This is a genomic window from Pseudogulbenkiania sp. MAI-1 (assembly GCF_000527175.1).
In the GTDB taxonomy this organism is placed as follows: domain Bacteria; phylum Pseudomonadota; class Gammaproteobacteria; order Burkholderiales; family Chromobacteriaceae; genus Pseudogulbenkiania.
The window spans coordinates 1,073,722-1,091,654 of record NZ_AZUR01000001.1 but is presented as its reverse complement, the minus strand read 5'-3'; the positions used below and the strand labels follow the sequence as shown (position 1 = coordinate 1,091,654).

Annotated in this window: 14 protein-coding genes; 4 read left to right on the top strand and 10 right to left on the bottom strand. The window is 65.7% G+C overall.

The genetic code is table 11. The features are described from left to right. The first annotated feature begins 80 nt into the window (after positions 1-80). The gene (locus tag PSEMAI1_RS0104990; RefSeq protein ID WP_024301806.1) at positions 81-2,741 is read left to right on the top strand and encodes a PAS domain S-box protein; all 2,661 of its coding nucleotides are present in this window, start codon (positions 81-83) and stop codon (positions 2,739-2,741) included. Then, positions 2,738-3,361 (top strand): response regulator transcription factor, encoded by a 624-nt coding sequence (locus tag PSEMAI1_RS0104985; protein WP_024301805.1) that lies wholly within the window; start codon positions 2,738-2,740, stop codon positions 3,359-3,361. The genes PSEMAI1_RS0104990 and PSEMAI1_RS0104985 overlap by 4 nt, the downstream gene beginning before the upstream one ends. Positions 3,362-3,503: 142 nt before the next feature. On the opposite strand, the gene PSEMAI1_RS0104980 is transcribed toward PSEMAI1_RS0104985, so the two are convergent. The 4 genes from PSEMAI1_RS0104980 to PSEMAI1_RS0104965 all read right to left on the bottom strand — a co-directional run bounded on the left by PSEMAI1_RS0104980 (position 3,504) and on the right by PSEMAI1_RS0104965 (position 7,297). Continuing rightward, positions 3,504-3,932: a universal stress protein gene (locus PSEMAI1_RS0104980; protein ID WP_024301804.1), complete on the bottom strand. Its 429-nt coding sequence runs from the start codon at positions 3,930-3,932 to the stop codon at positions 3,504-3,506. 15 nt (positions 3,933-3,947) lie between these two features. Beyond that, positions 3,948-4,691, bottom strand: a complete 744-nt coding sequence (locus PSEMAI1_RS0104975) for a TerC family protein (RefSeq protein ID WP_024301803.1) — start codon at positions 4,689-4,691, stop codon at positions 3,948-3,950. Positions 4,692-4,917: 226 nt separating this feature from the next. Continuing rightward, entirely contained in the window at positions 4,918-5,985 is a 1,068-nt protein-coding gene (alr, locus tag PSEMAI1_RS0104970; protein ID WP_024301802.1) for an alanine racemase, read from the bottom strand. Positions 5,986-5,992: 7 nt separating this feature from the next. After that, entirely contained in the window at positions 5,993-7,297 is a 1,305-nt protein-coding gene (locus tag PSEMAI1_RS0104965; protein ID WP_024301801.1) for a D-amino acid dehydrogenase, read from the bottom strand. Between the two features lie 138 nt (positions 7,298-7,435). Between PSEMAI1_RS0104965 and PSEMAI1_RS0104960 the strand changes: the two genes are divergently transcribed. After that, positions 7,436-7,924, top strand: a complete 489-nt coding sequence (locus PSEMAI1_RS0104960; RefSeq protein ID WP_024301800.1) for a winged helix-turn-helix transcriptional regulator — start codon at positions 7,436-7,438, stop codon at positions 7,922-7,924. Between the two features lie 288 nt (positions 7,925-8,212). Next, a complete protein-coding gene (locus PSEMAI1_RS0104955; protein ID WP_024301799.1) occupies positions 8,213-9,412 on the top strand; it encodes an ammonium transporter in 1,200 nt (399 codons plus the stop codon). A 43-nt stretch (positions 9,413-9,455) separates the two neighbouring features. Here PSEMAI1_RS0104955 and tssA read toward each other — a convergent pair whose 3' ends face one another. The 6 genes from tssA to tssF all read right to left on the bottom strand — a co-directional run bounded on the left by tssA (position 9,456) and on the right by tssF (position 17,926). Beyond that, positions 9,456-10,544: a type VI secretion system protein TssA gene (gene tssA, locus PSEMAI1_RS0104950; protein ID WP_024301798.1), complete on the bottom strand. Its 1,089-nt coding sequence runs from the start codon at positions 10,542-10,544 to the stop codon at positions 9,456-9,458. Positions 10,545-10,586: 42 nt separating this feature from the next. Continuing rightward, positions 10,587-10,850 carry a PAAR domain-containing protein gene (locus PSEMAI1_RS0104945; RefSeq protein WP_024301797.1) on the bottom strand — a complete coding sequence of 88 codons (264 nt, stop codon included), beginning with the start codon at positions 10,848-10,850 and terminating at the stop codon, positions 10,587-10,589. Then, the gene (locus tag PSEMAI1_RS0104940; protein ID WP_024301796.1) at positions 10,847-12,277 is read right to left on the bottom strand and encodes a hypothetical protein; all 1,431 of its coding nucleotides are present in this window, start codon (positions 12,275-12,277) and stop codon (positions 10,847-10,849) included. Before PSEMAI1_RS0104940 ends, PSEMAI1_RS0104945 begins: the two co-directional genes overlap by 4 nt. 13 nt (positions 12,278-12,290) lie before the next feature. After that, positions 12,291-14,918, bottom strand: a complete 2,628-nt coding sequence (tssH, locus tag PSEMAI1_RS0104935) for a type VI secretion system ATPase TssH (protein WP_024301795.1) — start codon at positions 14,916-14,918, stop codon at positions 12,291-12,293. 171 nt (positions 14,919-15,089) lie between these two features. Then, entirely contained in the window at positions 15,090-16,106 is a 1,017-nt protein-coding gene (gene tssG / locus PSEMAI1_RS0104930) for a type VI secretion system baseplate subunit TssG (RefSeq protein ID WP_029770874.1), read from the bottom strand. Further along, the gene (tssF, locus tag PSEMAI1_RS0104925) at positions 16,070-17,926 is read right to left on the bottom strand and encodes a type VI secretion system baseplate subunit TssF (RefSeq protein WP_024301794.1); all 1,857 of its coding nucleotides are present in this window, start codon (positions 17,924-17,926) and stop codon (positions 16,070-16,072) included. The genes tssG and tssF overlap by 37 nt, the downstream gene beginning before the upstream one ends. Positions 17,927-17,933 lie beyond the last annotated feature (7 nt).

Below are 17,933 nucleotides of genomic sequence, written 5' to 3'. Positions count from 1 at the left end.
CCTGGCTTGACCTACACTGGCGTTTCGTTGCCGGCCCTCGCGCCGGCTGTACAGGACCGTCTCGCCGGGACACCTTACGCATGCGTCGCTACCACACTTACGCCCAACGCCAGCGCCCCACCTGGTACCGGCTGTTCCCCAACGCCAGCATCGTGCTGTTCTTCCTGACCATGGCGGTGATGCTGTGGGCGCTGGACTCACGCGAGGCCGAGCAGCTACGCACCGCGCTGGCGCGCGACGCACTGTGGGCCGAGCAGACGCTGCAACTGCACCTGGAAGACAATCTCAACCAGCTCACCGAGCTGGCGCGCGAAGCGGGACGGGGCGATCTCGACGAAAGCGGCTTCCAGATCCAGGCGGCGCAATTCCTCGGCAACACCCCGGAGCTCTTGGCTGTGGTGCGCGCCGACACCGGCATGATCCTGCGCTGGATCGCCCCCTACGAGGAAGGCCCGCTGACGCTGGGCGATGGCCTCTCCGGCGCCAGCGCCGACGCCTTCGTCAAGGCGCGCATCGAGAGCCGGCCGGTCTACAGCCGCCCCTACCAGAGCGCGGACGGCCAATGGCGGCTCGAACTGCAAGTGCCGGTGCTGCGCAACGGCCAGTTCGTCGGCACCATGATCGCCGTGTTCAGCGCCAACACCCTGATCCGCCGACTGCCACCGTCGTGGTTCTCCGAGAAATACCAGTTGGAGCTGATCGACACCGACGGGAGGGAAATCGGCCGCAACGCCCAGAAACGGCTCAGCGGCAAGCTGTCCGAGAAACTGCCGCTGCCCGGGACCGGGCTCGCCATCATCGCCCGGCCGGTCAAGGGCGCGAGCAGCCCGAGCCGGGTGCTGCAGTTCGGCCTGATCGCCGGCCTCACCGTGCTGACGCTGCTCAGCCTGCTCAGCCTCAACCGCCACATCCGCCGCCGCATCAGTGCCGAAGAAGAACGTGACCGGGTCTACCGGCTGTCGCAGGAGCTGCTGGGCGTCATCGGCCAGGACGGCACGCTGCTGGAAGTCAATCCGGCATTCGAGACCGTGCTCGGCTACACGCAGCAGGAACTGGTCGGCACCTCCTTCCTGAGCTATCTGCACCCGGCCGAGCGCGACACGCTGCAGGAAGGCTTCAGCGGCATGCTCCACCACGACCAGAGCCATCGCTACGTCGAGACCCGGCTGCTGACCCGCTCCGGCGAGACGCGCTGGATCGTCTGGGCGCTGAGCCCGCTGCCGGACAGCGGCGTGGTCTACGTCTCGGGGCGCGATATCACCGCCAAGAAGATGGCGGAAGAGGCGCTATGGCACGAATCCACCTTCCGCAAGGCGATGGAGGATTCGTTGGTGGTGGGGCTGCGCGCCATTGACCTGGAAGGCCGCATCACCTACGTCAACCCGGCGTTCTGCGATATCACCGGCTTCAGCGAACAGGAATTGCTGGGGCAGCTGCCGCCCTACCCTTACTGGCGCTCGGGCGAGGCGGCCGAACTGCACCAGCGCCACATGGCGGCGGCGCTGGCCGGCGATGCCCCGAAGGAAGGCCTCGAATCACTGATCCGGCGCAAGGACGGCAAGGAAATCCATGTCTACCTGCTGATCTCGCCGCTGATCGACCACGACGGTCGGCATACCGGCTGGATGACGGCGATGACCGACATCACCGAGCGTCAGGAAGCCCAGCAGCGGCTGGAGGCCTCGCACGAGCGTTTCGTGACGGTGATCGAAGGGCTGGACGCGGCGGTGGCGGTGGTCGACCCGGACAGCCACGAACTGCTGTTCTGCAACCAGCGCTACCGCCAGTGGTTCGACCCCGACAACACGCTGGGGCAGGAAGACGGCGGCTGCTGCGACCTGCGGCTGGCCTTCCTGATGCGCGACGTGGAGCGTCCCGAGCTAGACCTGCAGTTGCAACTGGCCGATCCGCCGCGCTGGCTCTCGGCGCGCCGCCGCCGGGTGCGCTGGGTGGACGGCCGCGCCACGCTGATGGTGATCCTCACCGACATCACCCAGCAGCACGAGGCCGAGCAGCGCTACGAGCAGCAGATGGAGAAACTGCAGGCCACCTCGCGCCTGGTCACCATGGGCGAGATGGCCTCGACGCTGGCGCACGAGCTGAACCAGCCTCTGTCGGCCATCGCCAACTACCAGGCCGGCTGCATCGAGCGCCTGCGTCAGGGCCGCGCCAGCGCCGAGTCGCTGCTGCCGGTGATGGAAAAGATCACCGCCCAGGCCGAGCGCGCCGGCAAGATCGTGCGGCGCGTGCGCGAGTTCGTGAAGCAGAGCGAGCCCGACCGCAAGCCCTGCCAGCTCTCGGACATCGTCGAGGCTACGCTCGCCATCGCCGACATCGAGGCGCGCCGCTACGCCGCCAGCATCGTGCTGCAGCTGCCGCCGCGCCTGCCCGAGGTGTGCGTCGACCCGATTCTGATCGAGCAGGTGCTGCTCAACCTGATCAAGAACGGCATCGAGGCGATGCAGGACACCGAGCCGGCCCGGCGCCAGCTCACCGTCAGCGCCTACGTATTGAACCCGCGCCGGGTCGAAGTGGCCATCGCCGACCGTGGCCACGGCGTGCCGGCGGACCTGAAGGGGCGGCTGTTCGACGCCTTCTTCACCACCAAGAAGGAAGGCATGGGCATGGGACTCAACATCTGCCGTACCATCATCGAATTCCATCAGGGTCAACTCTGGGTGGAAGACAACCCGGACGGTGGTAGTATTTTCCGCCTGACCCTGCCGGTGACCGAAGCATGAACACGAACACGCACGCCCCCATCCACATCGTCGACGACGACGAACCGTTCCGCGACTCGCTGGTCTGGCTGCTGGAAAGCCACGACTACCCGGTGCACTGCCACGGCAGCGCCGAAGACTTCCTGGGCCAGGTGGTGCCGGCCGGCGTCGGCTGCCTGATCGTCGACATCCGCATGCCCGGCATGAGCGGGCTGGAGCTGTTCGAAGAACTGGGACGGCGCGGCAACCCGTGGCCGGTCATCTTCATCACCGGCCACGGCGACGTACCGATGGCGGTGCAGGCGGTCAAGCGCGGCGCGCACGACTTCCTGGAAAAGCCGTTCAACCAGCAGGCCCTGCTCGACGCCGTGGACAGTGCGCTGGCGGCCTGCCGCCAGAAGCTCGACAGCCAGGCCAGCCTCGACCAGATGGCCGAGCGGCTCGATTCGCTCACGGTGCGCGAGCGCGAGGTGCTGGAAAAGGTGGTCGAGGGCAAGATGAACAAGGTGATCGCCGACGATCTGGGCATCAGCATCAAGACGGTGGAAGCGCACCGCGGCAAGATGATGGACAAGATGGGCGCGCGCTCGATCGCCGACCTGGTGCAGGCGGTGGTGGCCTATCGCCAGCAGAAAGGCTGAATGCCGCAGCTCGGCTTAAGCAACTGGAGTCGATGTTTGGTCGGTCCAGAAAAAAAAAGGGCCCGCCCCAACAGACGTGGGGTCCGAGCCCTCAAGGGAGGAGTGGAAATACTTGCCTTTAACTTAAAGGCATCCGCCGCCCTTACTTCACGACGGTCACCGGGACGTCGGTCAGCCGGATCACTTCCGATGTCACCGAGCCGAGCAGCAGATGGCCGAGCCCGGTATGCCCGTGCGAGCCCATCACGATCGTGTCGGAGCCGCGCTCGCGCGCGAAGTGGGCGATGGTCTCCGCGCTGTGGCCCACCGCGACATGAACGGAACAAGGCACGCCGGCCTGCTCCAGCCGCTCCCGGCCTTCTTTGAGCGCCGCCTGGCCCTGCTCGCGGTAATACTCCTGCAGGTCGTCGTGGCTGACGAACATCCGCACGTGGCCGGATTCGAGCGGAATCTGCACGTTGAGCAGGTGAATCTCCAGATCACTCACGGCGGCATGCAGCCGCAGCACGTAGTCGATGGCTTTCAAGGAGGGTTCCGAACCGTCCAGCGCCACCAGAATTCGCATCGTCATGATTTGCCCTCCTGATTAGTCGTTGCCGCTACGCGGCGTGTCGCCCAGAGCGATTTCGTTGACCGGCGCCGGTACCGCCGCGCCGGCCCGTTTCGCCACCAATGTGCCCACCACCACCACGAGCAACGCGCCGGCTGCGGCCGAGGCGTAGTGCAGCCAGTGCGGCGCGTCGGCCAGGTAGGGCTTGACCATCACGTCGCCCAGCACCATGTCGCCGGCGATCCAGCCCAGCAAGGCCGCGCCCAGCGTGATCACCACCGGGAAGCGGTCCATCAGCTTGAGCACGAACTGGCTGCCCCAGACGATGATCGGGATGCTGATGAGGATACCGAACGCCACCAGCCCCAGCTCGCCCTTGGCGGCGCCCGCCACGGCGATGACGTTGTCCAGGCTCATCACGGCGTCGGCCACGATGATGGTCTTGATCGCGCCCCACAGATGGGTGCTGCCCTCGATGTTGCCGTGGCCGTCATCCTCTTCCGGCTGCAACAGCTTGATGCCGATCCACAGCAACAGCAGCGCGCCGACCACCTTCAGGAACGGCAGCGACAACAATTGCAGCGCAAAGAAGATCAGCACGATGCGCAGGCCGATGGCCCCGGCCACGCCCCAGAAGATCCCCTTGCGGCGCTGTGCTTCCGGCAACTTGCGGCAGGCCAGCGCGATCACCACGGCGTTGTCGCCGCCCAGCAGGATGTCGATGGCAACGATCTGCACCACGGCCAGCCAGAACGTTGGGTCGGACAAGAATTCGAGCATCGCTTTATATCCTTAAAGTTAAAAAATGAAACCGGTTCTCGGCAGCAACCCGCTGGTTTGCCCATGCAGCGGCACTCTTGCGAGTCCAGAGCAGGCCGAAATGCAGAATTCTACCCCTGCCAACCTTTCAAACAGCTTGCAACCTGAGCCGTCATCCTCGGCAATCCGGGAAAAACAAAAAAAAAAAACCCGGCCAAACGGCCGGGCGAATCAGAGTGCACACGACTTAACAGTAGGCAAAATGAGCGCGCTTGACGTTGCAGAGCAGCTCGTAGGCAATGGTGCCGGCCTGGGCGGCCACTTCGTTGACGTGGACGGTGTCGCCCCACAGTTCCACCTCGCTGCCGATGCCGGCAGCGGGCAGGTCCGTCAAATCCACGGTGATCATGTCCATCGACACCCGGCCGATGATACGCGAGCGCACACCGTCGATCGCCACCGGGCTGCCGGTGGAGGCCAGCCGCGGGTAGCCGTCGGCGTAGCCGCAGGCGATCAGGCCGACCCGGGTCGGCCGCTCGGTAATGAAGGTGGCGCCGTAGCCCACCGGTTCGCCTACACCCAGTTCGCGCACACCGAACACCTGAGTCGTTAGGCGCATCACCGGCTTGAGTTCGGCGCCCTGCTCGTAGCCGGCCGGCAGCGGGGTGGCGCCGTACAGCATGATGCCAGGGCGGCCCCAGTCGCGCCGGGCGCGCTCGTGCACCATGATGCCGGCGGAGTTGGCGACGCTGACCTCGCCCGGCAGACCGGCGCAGGCGGCGTCGAAGGTTTCAAGCTGCTGCGCGGTGGCGGCACAGGTGGGTTCGTCGGCGCGGGCGAAGTGGGTCATCTTGACGATGCCGTCCACCTTGCCGCTTTCGGCCAGCTGGCGATAGGCCGCGGCGTAGTCCTGCGGGAAGAAGCCGGCGCGGTGCATGCCGGAATCCATCTTCAGCCATACCCGGTACGGTTTGGCCGGCTTGCTCGCCAGCAGCATGTCGAGCTGGTGCTGGCTTTGCACCACCAGCCACAGGCCGTGGCGCCCGACCTCGGCCAGCTCGGCCGGTTCGAATACCCCCTCCAGCAGCAGGATGGGCTGGGTCAGGCCGGCTTCACGCAGTTGCAGCGCTTCTTCCAGACAGGCCACGGCGTAGCCGTCGGCGATGTCGGCCACCGCCTGGGCGCAGCGTACCGCGCCGTGGCCATAGGCGTTAGCCTTGACCACGGCCAGCGAGCGGCCGCCGTGCTGGCGGCGCGCCAGTTCGTAGTTGTGACGGAAATGGTCGAGTCGGATCGAGGCGATCAAGGGACGCATGCGGACCTCAGTGGCTGGTGACGATACGGGTCGTCGGCACGACCAGCTTCTCGCCGCCCTTGGCGTAGCGCTGCATGGACAGGCCGTCGACGCTGATTTCCGGCTGCACACCGGTGATCAGATCGGCCAGCACTTTGCCGGAGCCGGCGCTCATGGTCCAGCCCAGCGTGCCGTGGCCGGTGTTGAGCGACAGGTTGGCGAAGCGGCTGCCGCCGATGATCGGCGTGCCGTCCGGCGTCATCGGACGCAGGCCGGTCCAGAACTCGGCGGCCGGGATGTCGCCACCCTCGGGGAACAGATCGCCCACCACCATTTCCAGGGTCTCGCGGCGGCGCGGGTTGAGGCTCAGGTCGTAGCCGGCCAGCTCGGCCATGCCGCCGACGCGGATGCGGTTGTCGAAGCGGGTGATCGCCACCTTGTAGGTCTCGTCCATCACGGTGGAGACCGGTGCGCCCGAGGCGTTGGTGATCGGCACGGTCAGCGAGTAGCCCTTGACCGGGTAGACCGGAATATCGATGTCCAGGGTTTTCAACAGGTCGCGCGAGTAGCTGCCGAGCGCCACCACGTAGTGGTCAGCGGTATGCTCGACGCCGTTGGCGCGCACGCCGGTAATCTTCTTGCCGTCGTGCCGAATAGCTTCGATGCTGTGGCCGAACAGGAATTTGACGCCCTTGGCGCGTGCCAGTTCGGCAAGGCGGCTGGTGAACAGCTGGCAGTCGCCAGTTTCGTCGTTAGGCAGCTGCAGGCCGCCGACGATCTTCTCCTTGACCCGGGCCAGCGCCGGCTCGGCCTTGACGCAGCCCTCGCGGTCTAGCACGTTGAACGGCACGCCGGTTTCCTTGAGCACGGCGATGTCCTTGGCCATGCCGTCGAGCTGGGCCTGGGTACGGAACACCTGCAGCGTGCCCATCTCGCGGCCTTCATAGGGCAGCCCGGTCTCGGCGCGCAGTTCCTTGATCTTGTCGCGGCTGTACTCGGCCAGCCGCACCATGCGCGACTTGTTGGTGGCGTAGGAGGCTTCGTTGCAGTTGGCAAGCATTTTGCTCATCCACTGCCACTGGTAGAGGCTGCCGTCCGGCTTGATGGCCAGCGGGGCATGGCGCTGGAACAGCCACTTGATGGCTTTCTGCGGAATGCCCGGCGCCGCCCAGGGGGCGGAATAGCCCGGGGAGATCTGGCCCGCATTGGCGAAGCTGGTTTCCAGCGCGACGCCATCCTGACGCTCGATCACGGTCACATCACAGCCGGCCTTGGCCAGATACCATGCAGTGGAAACACCCAGTACACCACCGCCCAGCACGATAACCTTCATGTTTCTCTACGCTCCCGATGTAGGGGTTGAACGTTTAGTGATTTCCGGTAGTATATTTACTTTAATGCAGTTTTATTTACTGTTTTTTTATAAAAAAACAAATAAATTCAACAAAATATTGACGATTAACAGGAAAATATGAGAGACAAGCAAGCTGCGGAACGCCCGCTCGACAAGATCGACTTGAGGATATTGAAGTACCTGCAAAACAACGGCCGCATGTCCATGACCGAGCTGGCCGACAAGGTCGGCCTGTCCACCACGCCCTGTACCGAACGGGTCAGGAAGCTGGAACGCGACGGCATAATTGAAGGGTACTACGCGCGCCTGAATCCGCAAGCGATGAACTCGTCGCTTCTGGTGTTCGTGGAGATCAAGCTGGCCACCAAGTCCGGCGACATCTTCGACTCGTTCCGGCGCGAGGTACAGAAGCTGCCGGAGATCATGGAGTGCCATCTGGTGTCCGGCGAATACGACTACCTGCTCAAGGCGCGCATCTCCGACATGTCGATGTACCGCAAGCTGCTGGGCGACATCCTGCTCAAGCTGCCGCACGCCAACGAATCGCGCAGCTACGTGGTGATGGAAGAGGTCAAGGAAACGCTGGCGCTGCCGATCCCCGATTAACCCCCAGCACGGCTCACAACCAGCCGGCGGCCATCATGCCGCCGGCTCGACTCATCATACCCCCGATTTTCATGCACCAAATGGGTTCGAATGCACCATGTCATGAGCAAATTTGGTGCGACCAGACCGAACCATGTTTGGACTTCCTCTTCACAGTCCGATCACCAATCAATACTTCTTTAAAAACACCACCATGGTGCAGGCATGCCCTGGCATGCATCACTCGCACCATTAACTGGCACCACTTTTGCTACAAAACGGGGCACAAAATCAATTTGGGACCCGTTAATGACTCACTCTTCCACTGCCGACGTGCTGTTCCTGCTGCTGGGCGCCGTGATGATCCTGGCCATGCATGCCGGCTTCGCCTTCCTCGAACTCGGCACCGTCCGCCAGAAAAACCAGGTCAACGCCCTGGTCAAGATTCTCACCGACTTTGCCGTCTCGACCATCGCCTATTTCTTCATCGGCTACGGGGTGGCCTATGGTGTGCATTTCTTTCAGCCCGCCTCCGTCCTCAACGCCGACAGCGGCTATGGTCTGGTGAAGTTCTTCTTCCTGCTTACCTTCGCCGCCGCCATTCCGGCCATCGTCTCGGGCGGCATCGCCGAGCGCGCCAGGTTCCACCCGCAGTCGGCTGCCACCTTCCTGCTGGTGGGCTTCGTCTACCCCTTCTTTGAAGGCATCGCCTGGAACGGCCACTACGGGGTGCAGGATTGGCTGACACAGACCTTCGGCCAGCCCTTTCATGATTTCGCCGGCTCGGTGGTGGTGCACGCGGTGGGCGGCTGGATCGGGCTCGCCGCGGTGCTGAACCTCGGCGCGCGGCGCGGCCGCTACAGCAAGGAAGGACGCGTCTCGGCCCACCCGCCGTCCAGCATCCCGTTCCTGGCGCTGGGCGCGTGGATCCTGATCGTCGGCTGGTTCGGCTTCAACGTGATGAGCGCCCAGAAACTGGAAGGCGTTTCCGGACTGGTGGCGATCAATTCGCTGATGGCGATGGTCGGCGGCACGCTGACCGCGATGTGGCTGGGCAAGAACGACCCCGGCTTCATCCACAACGGCCCGCTGGCCGGACTGGTGGCGGTGTGCGCCGGCTCCGACCTGATGCACCCGGCCGGCGCGCTGGTGGTCGGCGGCATCGCGGGCGTGCTGTTCGTCCAGCTATTCACGCTGACGCAGAACCGTTGGAAGATCGACGACGTGCTGGGGGTGTGGCCGCTGCACGGACTGTGCGGCGCCTGGGGCGGCATCGCCGCCGGCCTGTTCGGCCAATCCTGGCTGGGCGGCACCGGTAATGTCAGCCTGATCTCGCAATGCCTCGGCACGCTGGGCGGCGTGGCGGTCGGCTTCATCGGCGGCTACGTGGTGTACGCCGTGCTGAAGCATACCGTCGGCATCCGCCTCGACGACGAGCAGGAATTCAACGGCGCCGACCTGTCGATCCACAACATCAGCGCCACACCGGAACGCGAGAGCAACTGGTAAGGCACCGGCCAAGGGCGGAGGGGGCAGATAGTCCCCTCCCCGACTATTCCTGCCTGACGTCCAGCAGCTCCTGCAACTGGCGCAGAGTGGAATCGTCCTTGACCACATGCTGCAGCCACTCCTCCAGGCTCATCTCCGCCCAACGGGCCGCCCGCTCGGCCAGTAGAGCCACCGGGCTGTGCGGTTCGTTGTGACGGAAATAGCGTGCCACCTCCGTCAGCATCTGCACGGCCTCCTGGCGACTGCGAATCTGACCGGTAAACGCAGCAAGAGGAGCCGGGGCAGGCGCGGAAACCGGGGAACTGGGGGAGACGGTGGGTTTTTCCATGGCAGACTCGATGACAGTGGAAACGGGGACGGGCGCGTTGCCGCCCAACTGCTGGCGATAGCGCAGCACCAGATCCTGGCAGGCGTAAATGGCATTGCGCACCTCGGCCAGGCTGGGGGCCTCGCTGCCAAAGCGCTGCTCCACCACGGCATCCAGCGCCTCATAGCTGCTCAATGCCGTCAACAGCGCATCAGCCTGCGCCTGGAACCAGGCGTGGCCGGACAGCGCAGCGCTCTTTTCGAACTCCTCCCCCGCCAGCTTGCCCTCGCCAATCGCCGCCTGTTTCGCCTCCGGGTCTTTCAGGCCCAGGTTCTCCACATCCCGCGACTGCTGCCAGTCATTCCAGCCGTACCCGCCGAACTCCGGCTTGACCATGGGCACGCTGCGAATGGCCACGCTCAGCTGCTGGTTCAGCCATTCGAGCTTGCCGACCCGCTCATCGAGATCATGCGGATCGAGCTCCGGATAACCGCTCTCCCAGTAATGCTCCAGCCAGCCCGCCAAGGCCGCCAGCCCCTGCGCCAGGCCGGCAAGGCCATGCACCTGCACCTGCGCCTCGGCATACCAGACCAGCAGTTGCAGGTCCTTGCTGCGCTGGCTCAAGGCCTCCTCGCACAAGCGGATCACCTTGGGCCATTCGGCCACTTTCAAAGTCTGCTCCCAATCGCCTTGGGACAAGGCAGGATCATCGCTGCGACGGGCCTCGCGGATCTGGTCGAACAGCGGGGAATAGACCAGGTCTTCCCCGGCGGGGTTGCCGCCCGGCAAAGGGGCCAGCAAAAGCTCAAGAGAGGAGTTCTGCATCGTGTGATGGTGTCTCGGAAATAAAATCGAAAACAGGCAGGACTAGCCCTTGCCCAACTCCGGCAGGGTGGAAATCAACGTGGCGCCGCAACTGACCTTGTGGCCTTCCAGCGCCACCGGCTTGCCACCGACCAGCCAAGTGCTGTCACCCTCAACGATGGTGCAGTTGCTGTGCCCCTGTTGCGGGCAGGTAACCTTATCGCCCAGCAAGGCCACCGGCTTGCCGAACAGCACCGTGCTGGAGGCGGCGCTGACCACCGTGCCGCCGTGGCTGGTCGGGTCTCCCAGACGAATGACGCGTTTCATGTGGCGTTCTCCGGTAATGCCGGCCGAGCCAGCGCCAGCGCGACGTGATCGTGGTGGAACTGGGTAAGGAGGGCTGGCGCCTGCAACCGGACGCTGTGCGTCACCGCCAGCGCCGCCAGCATGGCAGGCACGGCGGCCCCGACATCGCCCCACTCGCGCACCAGGTTGCTGGCCTCGTCCACCGGGAGCAGGTCGATCTGGTGACGAGTGAGGTTGCTGGCGATGGCGGCCAGGCGCGTGCCGCCGACATCGGCATCGCCGCCGTTGTGCACCAGCCAGGCCACGCTGTCGGCCTGGTTGCGCTGTGGGTCGGCCTCCTCGGGGTCAAACGGATAGTCCAGCAGCGCGGCGTTCACCAGCGCGTTGTCCAGCAAGGGCTGTAGCTGGCGCGTCAACTGCAGGGTGCCCTGCTGCTGCAGCCCGGCGCTGCTGGACTGGGCCAAGCGGGCCAGATGCGGCAAGGCCGCCAGCGCCGCACGGGCGTGTTCCGGCACCCGCCCCCAGCCGGCGGGGGACGGCACGTCCTCGCGCTCCCAATACGGCTGATAAGGATCGCGGCCTGCCGCCAGCGCACTGCCGACCGGCGCGGCCAGGCCGTCGCGCAGGAACAGCAACAGCACCACCGCCGCACCCGGACGGCCCAGTTGCAGCCATTGGGCCCGCACCGCCGCATTCGGCTCTTCTCTCCCAACATCCAGCAAGGCCAGAGGCGCATCCGCAGCCAGCACCACCGCTCCCGGCAGTTCGGGGTCCTGTGCCAGGAACTGCATCACCCGGTCGGCCACGGTGCCGCTGCCGGGCAGGAAACGGCAATCGCTGACGGGCTGGGGCATATCGCCCCGGGCGGCCTGCCAGGCCGCCTCCTGGCATTGCCTGATGCGGTCGACCTGCTCAATGCCCGACATCTGCGGCAGCACTTCCAAGAGCAGCGGCAGCGAAGCGGCGCCCGGCTGTTCGTCGTACAAAGCCTGCAATCCCTCTTCCAGCCACGGCATCAAACCGTCCAGAGCCTCGTTGCCGGGCTCCCATTCATCGCGCGTTCGCGCCGTCCATTGGCAGGCCGGAGGCAGTTCGTCCAGCCAGGCAGGCTCCTCGCGCTGCACCACGGCCTGGACCAGCAGCCAACGGCAGCTCACCATCTGCTGCCGTTCGCGCAGCGCGGCCAGATGCCGCTCACTCGCTTCTTCGCGCCGGGCCTGCTGCGCCGCGGCCTCCGACTCGGCTTGCGCCTGGGCGGCCGCCTGCGCCTGCTTTTCCTGGCGCAGCCGCCAGGCATGACCCAGCGCGGTGAGCAGCATCGGCGGCAGCAGATGCGCCAACAGCATGACGGTGGGACTGACCTGCTGCCAATCCACCGGGATCAGCAACCACAGCGCCACCCACCACAGCAGGGTGATCAGGGCCAGTACGGCCAACAGTTTCAACATCTTGCCGGCCCTCTTAGCTGACGCGAACCTTGAGCTCTTCACCCTTGAGCGCCACGGCGATCTTCTTCACCGGCTTGCCGCTGGCCATGCGGGCGAGCAGGTCGCTGGAAATCTGCGCCAGCAGCGTACGGGTGAGGATGGCGTCGGCGTTGCGCGCGCCGCTGTCCACATCCAGGCAGCGCGCCGCCATGGCCCCCGCCAGTTCGTCCGGGAACTCCACCTTGGCGCCATGGTTGTCCTCGATGCGCCGGCGGATCTTGTCCAGCTTCAGGTTCACGATGGCGTGCAGCACCTCGTCGCCAATCGGGAAATACGGCACGATGGCCAGGCGCCCCAGGAAGGCCGGCTTGAACACCTGCAGCAGGGTGGGCCGCAGGATTTCCACCAGATCGTCCGGCGTCGGCTCGCGCGTCTCGTCTTCCACCTTCACGCCGTGCTCGCAGGCGCGCATCACTAAGTCGGTGCCGGCGTTGGACGTCAGCAGGATGATGGTGTTCTTGAAATCCACCTCTCGCCCTTCGCTATCCTCCAGCACGCCCTTGTCGAACACCTGGAAGAACAGCTCCAGCACGTCCGGATGGGCCTTCTCCACCTCGTCCAGCAGCACCACCGAATACGGCTTGCGGCGCACCGCCTCGGTCAGCACCCCGCCCTCGCCGTAGCCGACATACCCCGGCGGCGAGCCCTTGAGCCCGGACACGCTGTGCGCTTCCTGGTATTCCGACATATTGATGGTGATGAGATTGCGCTCGCCGCCGTACAGCGCCTCGGCCAGCGCCAGCGCGGTTTCGGTCTTGCCGACCCCGGACGGCCCCACCAGCAGGAACACGCCCTTGGGCTTGCCAGGGTCCTCCAGACCGGCCTTGGCGATCTGCACCCGCTCGGCGATCTGCTCCAGCGCGTGGTCCTGGCCGATCACCCGCTCACCCAACAGGCTCGCCAGCTGCTGTACCTGCGCCAGCTCGTTGCTGACCATGCGTCCCAGCGGAATGCCGGTCCAGCCGGCGATCACGTCGGCGATCACGCTCTCGTCGACGCACTCGAACGCCAGCGGCTGCTGCTTGTGCAGCTCGCGCAATGCCTGGCGCTTGGCCTGCAGGGGACTGACCTTCTTGCCTTTGGCCGGCTTGGCCTCGCCCTGCCGCTGCTTCAGCCCATCGATCTCGGCCACCAGCTGCTGCTGCGCCTCCCAGGCAGCGTGCAGGCGTTCCAGATCGGCCTGCAGTTCGCCGCGCCGGGCTTCCAACTCGGCGATACGCTCGGCGTGGCCTTCCTCGCGCTGCAAGGCGGCGATCTCGCGCTCGGCATTGGCGATCAGCACCGCCACATCCTCGATCGGCCCCGGCTTGCCGGCACGTGACAGCGCCACGCGGGCGCAGGCGGTATCCAGCACGCTGATGGCCTTGTCCGGCAGCTGGCGGCCGGTGATGTAGCGGCTCGACAGATGCACGGCGGCGGCAACCGCCTCGTTGAGAATTTCCACCTGATGGTGTTCGGCCATGGCGTGCGTCAGCCCGCGCACCATCTGCACCGCCACCTCGGGCGCGGGCTCTTCCACCTTCACCACCTGGAAGCGGCGCGCCAGCGCGGCATCCTTCTCGAAATACTTCTTGTACTCGGCCCAGGTCGTCGCCGCGATGGTGCGCAGCTCACCCCGCGCCAGCGCCGGCTTGAGCAGGTTGGCTGCGTCGTTCTGGCCGGCCGCGCCACCGGCGCCGATCAGGGTGTGCGCCTCGTCGATGAACAGGATGATGGACACCGGGCTGGCCTTCACCTCGTCGATCACCTGACGCAGACGGTTCTCGAACTCCCCCTTCACGCTGGCGCCAGCCTGCAGCAGCCCCAGGTCCAGCGTGCGCAGGCAGACGCCGGCCAATACCGGCGGCACCTCGCCGTGCACGATCTTGCGCGCCAGCCCCTCCACCACCGCGGTCTTGCCCACGCCCGGCTCGCCGGTCAGGATGGGGTTGTTTTGCCGGCGGCGCATCAGGATGTCGATCATCTGGCGGATCTCGCCATCGCGCCCCAGCACCGGGTCGATCTTGCCGGCGCGCGCCTGGGCGGTCAGATCGATGGTGTATTTGTCGAGCGCCACGCTGCCGCGTGCCTTGCCGGCCGGCACTTCCGCCAGTTGATCGGGCTCGGTGGCCGCCACCGGCTGCCCACCCTCCCCGCCATGCTGGCGTAGCGCGGTGTAGGCCGACTGCAGGCGGCCCGCCTCGACGCGCAACAAGGCCGGGCAGCCGCTTTGCACCGCCGGGCGCAGCGATTCGTCACGCAGCAACGCCAGCAGCAGATCCAGCGTGGACACGCTCTCCTGTCCGAATTCAGCGCTGGCCAGCAGCCAGGCTTTCTCCAGCCACTTGGGCAGCCAGGCCGACAGCACCGGGTTGCGGGTATTGCCGGTACGGAAGCTATCCAGAGCCGCCTCCAGACCGCGCTGCAAATCGGTCAGATCGACCCCGGCCGCCTGCAAGGCGGCGCGGGCGGCATTCATGTCCTGGTCGAGCTGGGTCAGCAATACGTGCTCGATCTCGATCTCATAATGGGTGCGGGACAAGGCGCGGCTGGCGGCCTGCTCCACGCTCTGCCGCGCCAGCGGCGTCAGACGCTCGATCAGGGATTTCAGGGATACCGACATAGTGTTTCCATCAGGGTAAAGTGAATAAAGTCAGGCCAGGCGCCGCCAGGCAAGGCTTAGAGCCACTAACAAAACCCTCTTGGCGTTGTTCCGCGGCCTCGCCGTACTATTTGTACTGTCTGCGGCCGCGCTCCTAGCCAAGACCGCTCCGCTGGTTTTTGTTAACGGCTCCTAGTGCAACAGCGCATAGCGCACGTGGTCCGGATCGGCCGCCTGCGCCCCCAGCCAGCTGCTCGCCCCCAGCCGCAACGGGGAATCGGCATCCAGCCGTGCCGGCGGCACATCGCGCTTGTCGAGCACCAGCTGGACATCCACCGCCAGTTGGTGCCCCACGGCGAACTGCATCAGCGCCTGCAGGGCACGGGCTCCATCGCCCCCCGGCAGCAAGGCCTCGAATTGCGCGCGCCGCAGACTGCCCAGGCGCAGTTGCAGCTTGGTCTGGCGGTCCCACTGCCGCCCGCCGGCGAACAGCGACACACCCAGCTCGCAGGACTGGCTGCCCAGCCGGCTTTGCTCGGCCAGCGGCACCTCCAGCCACTGCCCGGCGAACTGCTGCAACTGGGCGCGGGTGCCGAACAGCCCCTCCACCAGCGTCTGCAGCGTCAGGGCGGACAGCGGCTTCTGGCTCAACAGGCCGGCGTAATAGATGAACAAGCGCTCATCCAGCAAGCCGTCCTGCGCCGCCTGCCCGCGCAGCCGGCTCAGCCCCACCCCGGCCAGATCCAGCAGATTGCGGCTGAAACCGTCCTGTTCGCCCGCCTCCTCGGCCAGCCAGAAGCGGTACTTGCGCCAGGCCGCGTAGAACAAGGCGATGGCACGGTGGCTGAACAGGTCTAAGAAGGCATGCAAGGTGGTGTCGCGGAACTGCTGGCGCCGTTCCAGCAGCAGCTCGGTATACGCCGTCGGCAAGACCCCGCTGGGTCCGGTCAGCCCCATGAAGCTGACCGTCATCTCGGCGGGTACTGCTCCCTCCTCGTCCGCCGGCTGGTACTGCACCAGCTCGCTGGCCGGGAACGACAGCGACGCCAGAGTACGGAAGCGCAACCGCGCCGGCAGCGTGCGCCGCTGGCGGCGCGAACCCTCGCACAAGCCCAGCAGGCGCACCGCCTGGAAGAAGCCGAACTGGCTGGCGTCCCTGGCCAGCGCCTGCGTCAGATCACGAGGGCTTCGCCGGCTCGGGCTGGCCATGACGCCACCTCCTCGTCACGTTGTACCGTCCTGACACGCAGGCGGGTAAAGCTGTTGGGCGCGCAGTACAGCGCGAAGAAGCGCTCCAGCAGCGAAGCGAACAGGTAGACGCTGCCGCCGACGTAGTAATCGGCATCCAGCGTCAGGGTGATTTCGGTGCCGCGCACGAAGCCGGAGAAATGCCGGCCGTTGACGCGCTGCACCGCCGGCTCGCTGCGGATACCGGCAATGCCCTGGATCTGCCGCACGTTGGCCGCCGCATCGCCCAGGTTGTACAGGGTCAGCATTTCCTGCAGCGCCTCGCGCCCGGAGTCGACGATGGACATGTAGTTGAGCGACAGGTGGGAAATCAGCCGCCACTGCACCGCCCGTCCCAGCGGGCTGCGCTGGCTGGCGCCGGGCTTGCGCAAGAGGCGCACCCGCTTCACCACCGAATGCCCCGGCAATTGGAAATCTGTGCGCTGGGTAGCCTGGCTGCCGCCGAACGGAATCTGCTCCGGCATGTCGCGGTTGCTGCACAGCAAGTCCAGGCTCAGCACTTCGCCGGCCGGGCGCACCGCGTCGAACTGCAAATCCACCAGGTGCAGCGCCATGTCGGTGCCACGGTCACCCTGCCGCACCGACGGCTCGCGGCTGGCGTGCCAGTAAAAACGTGGCACATGCCCACTACCGTGACGCGTGGCATAGAACGGCGGTACCTCCTCGCTGCTGTCGCCTTCTCCGGATTTTTCCACCCGTACTACCCGGCGAATCTGAACCACTTCGTAAGCCTGCTGCTTGCGCGCATCCGCCAGCACCGGGTAACTGGCCTTCTGATGCGTGACACGAATCGGCTCGCCAGGCTGCACGAACAGGTTGATCAGCGGCGTGCACCCCAATTTCAGGTGCGCAGACTGCAACTGGCTCTGCAGCCGATGATGACGCTCGCTGTCCGGGTAATCGCGCAGATGCAGACGCAGCAGCAAGGTATCGCCGCTCAGCCGTGCCGCCACCGGAGCCAGCCCCAACAGATCGACGAACAGGAACTTGTCCGGGTAGCAGAAATACTCCGACAACAGCCGGTAGCCCATGAACGAGCGCTCGTCGTATTCCAGCATGCCCTCGTCGCGGCCAAAACCCACCGGCTGCAGGCAATCCGCGCTCAGGACACGCATGCGCGCCGGGTCCTCGCTGCCATCGCCGGCCTGCACCCGCAGCACGTTGGACAGCAGCATCTCGTACAGCAAATGCATCAGCGCCGGCTCGCCATCCAGGAAAAAGCGCAGCGACTGCAAATCGATGGCATCCACCCCCACCCCGCCCTGGGTCTGCAGGCGCAGGGTCAGCACCGCCGCCGCATCCGGCGCCAGGCTGCGCAGATAGGGCGAGCCGCTGGTCAGCTCCAGCTTCGCCTCCTGCAATTGCAAAGGGTACAGATCGACCGGATACACCGTGCGGAACTTGCAGCTCACGCCCTGGATCGACGGCGCCTGCACCGCCTGCCCACGCTCGACGCGGTAACGCTTGCCGATCTCCGGCCGCTGCGCATCGCACTCGAACTGCACCACGGTGGCCGACGGCATCGGCTGCAGGTAATGCGGATACAGTACGTCCAGGAAGCTGGTGGCCACCTCCGGGTAGTCGTCATCCAACTTCTTGTGCACACGTGCCGCCAGAAAAGCGAACGCTTCGATCAGCCGCTCGGTATGCGGGTCCTCGCACTGGTCGCCCTCCAGCTGCAGCCGGCCGGCGATCTTGGGGTAACGGCGGGCAAACTCGCCGGAGAGCTCGCGCAAATGGCCGAGCTCGCGTTCGTAATAGGGGAGAAGGGATTCGAGCATGACTTAT

What these genes read in the sequence shown, in the direction of transcription:
- PSEMAI1_RS0104990 (WP_024301806.1), top strand. Translation starts at nt 81, where the DNA reads ATGCGTCGCTACCACACTTACGCCCAACGCCAGCGCCCCACCTGGTAC.
- PSEMAI1_RS0104985 (WP_024301805.1), top strand. Translation starts at nt 2,738, where the DNA reads ATGAACACGAACACGCACGCCCCCATCCACATCGTCGACGACGACGAA.
- PSEMAI1_RS0104980 (WP_024301804.1), bottom strand. Translation starts at nt 3,932, where the DNA reads ATGACGATGCGAATTCTGGTGGCGCTGGACGGTTCGGAACCCTCCTTG.
- PSEMAI1_RS0104975 (WP_024301803.1), bottom strand. Translation starts at nt 4,691, where the DNA reads ATGCTCGAATTCTTGTCCGACCCAACGTTCTGGCTGGCCGTGGTGCAG.
- alr (WP_024301802.1), bottom strand. Translation starts at nt 5,985, where the DNA reads ATGCGTCCCTTGATCGCCTCGATCCGACTCGACCATTTCCGTCACAAC.
- PSEMAI1_RS0104965 (WP_024301801.1), bottom strand. Translation starts at nt 7,297, where the DNA reads ATGAAGGTTATCGTGCTGGGCGGTGGTGTACTGGGTGTTTCCACTGCA.
- PSEMAI1_RS0104960 (WP_024301800.1), top strand. Translation starts at nt 7,436, where the DNA reads ATGAGAGACAAGCAAGCTGCGGAACGCCCGCTCGACAAGATCGACTTG.
- PSEMAI1_RS0104955 (WP_024301799.1), top strand. Translation starts at nt 8,213, where the DNA reads ATGACTCACTCTTCCACTGCCGACGTGCTGTTCCTGCTGCTGGGCGCC.
- tssA (WP_024301798.1), bottom strand. Translation starts at nt 10,544, where the DNA reads ATGCAGAACTCCTCTCTTGAGCTTTTGCTGGCCCCTTTGCCGGGCGGC.
- PSEMAI1_RS0104945 (WP_024301797.1), bottom strand. Translation starts at nt 10,850, where the DNA reads ATGAAACGCGTCATTCGTCTGGGAGACCCGACCAGCCACGGCGGCACG.
- PSEMAI1_RS0104940 (WP_024301796.1), bottom strand. Translation starts at nt 12,277, where the DNA reads ATGTTGAAACTGTTGGCCGTACTGGCCCTGATCACCCTGCTGTGGTGG.
- tssH (WP_024301795.1), bottom strand. Translation starts at nt 14,918, where the DNA reads ATGTCGGTATCCCTGAAATCCCTGATCGAGCGTCTGACGCCGCTGGCG.
- tssG (WP_029770874.1), bottom strand. Translation starts at nt 16,106, where the DNA reads ATGGCCAGCCCGAGCCGGCGAAGCCCTCGTGATCTGACGCAGGCGCTG.
- tssF (WP_024301794.1), bottom strand. Translation starts at nt 17,926, where the DNA reads ATGCTCGAATCCCTTCTCCCCTATTACGAACGCGAGCTCGGCCATTTG.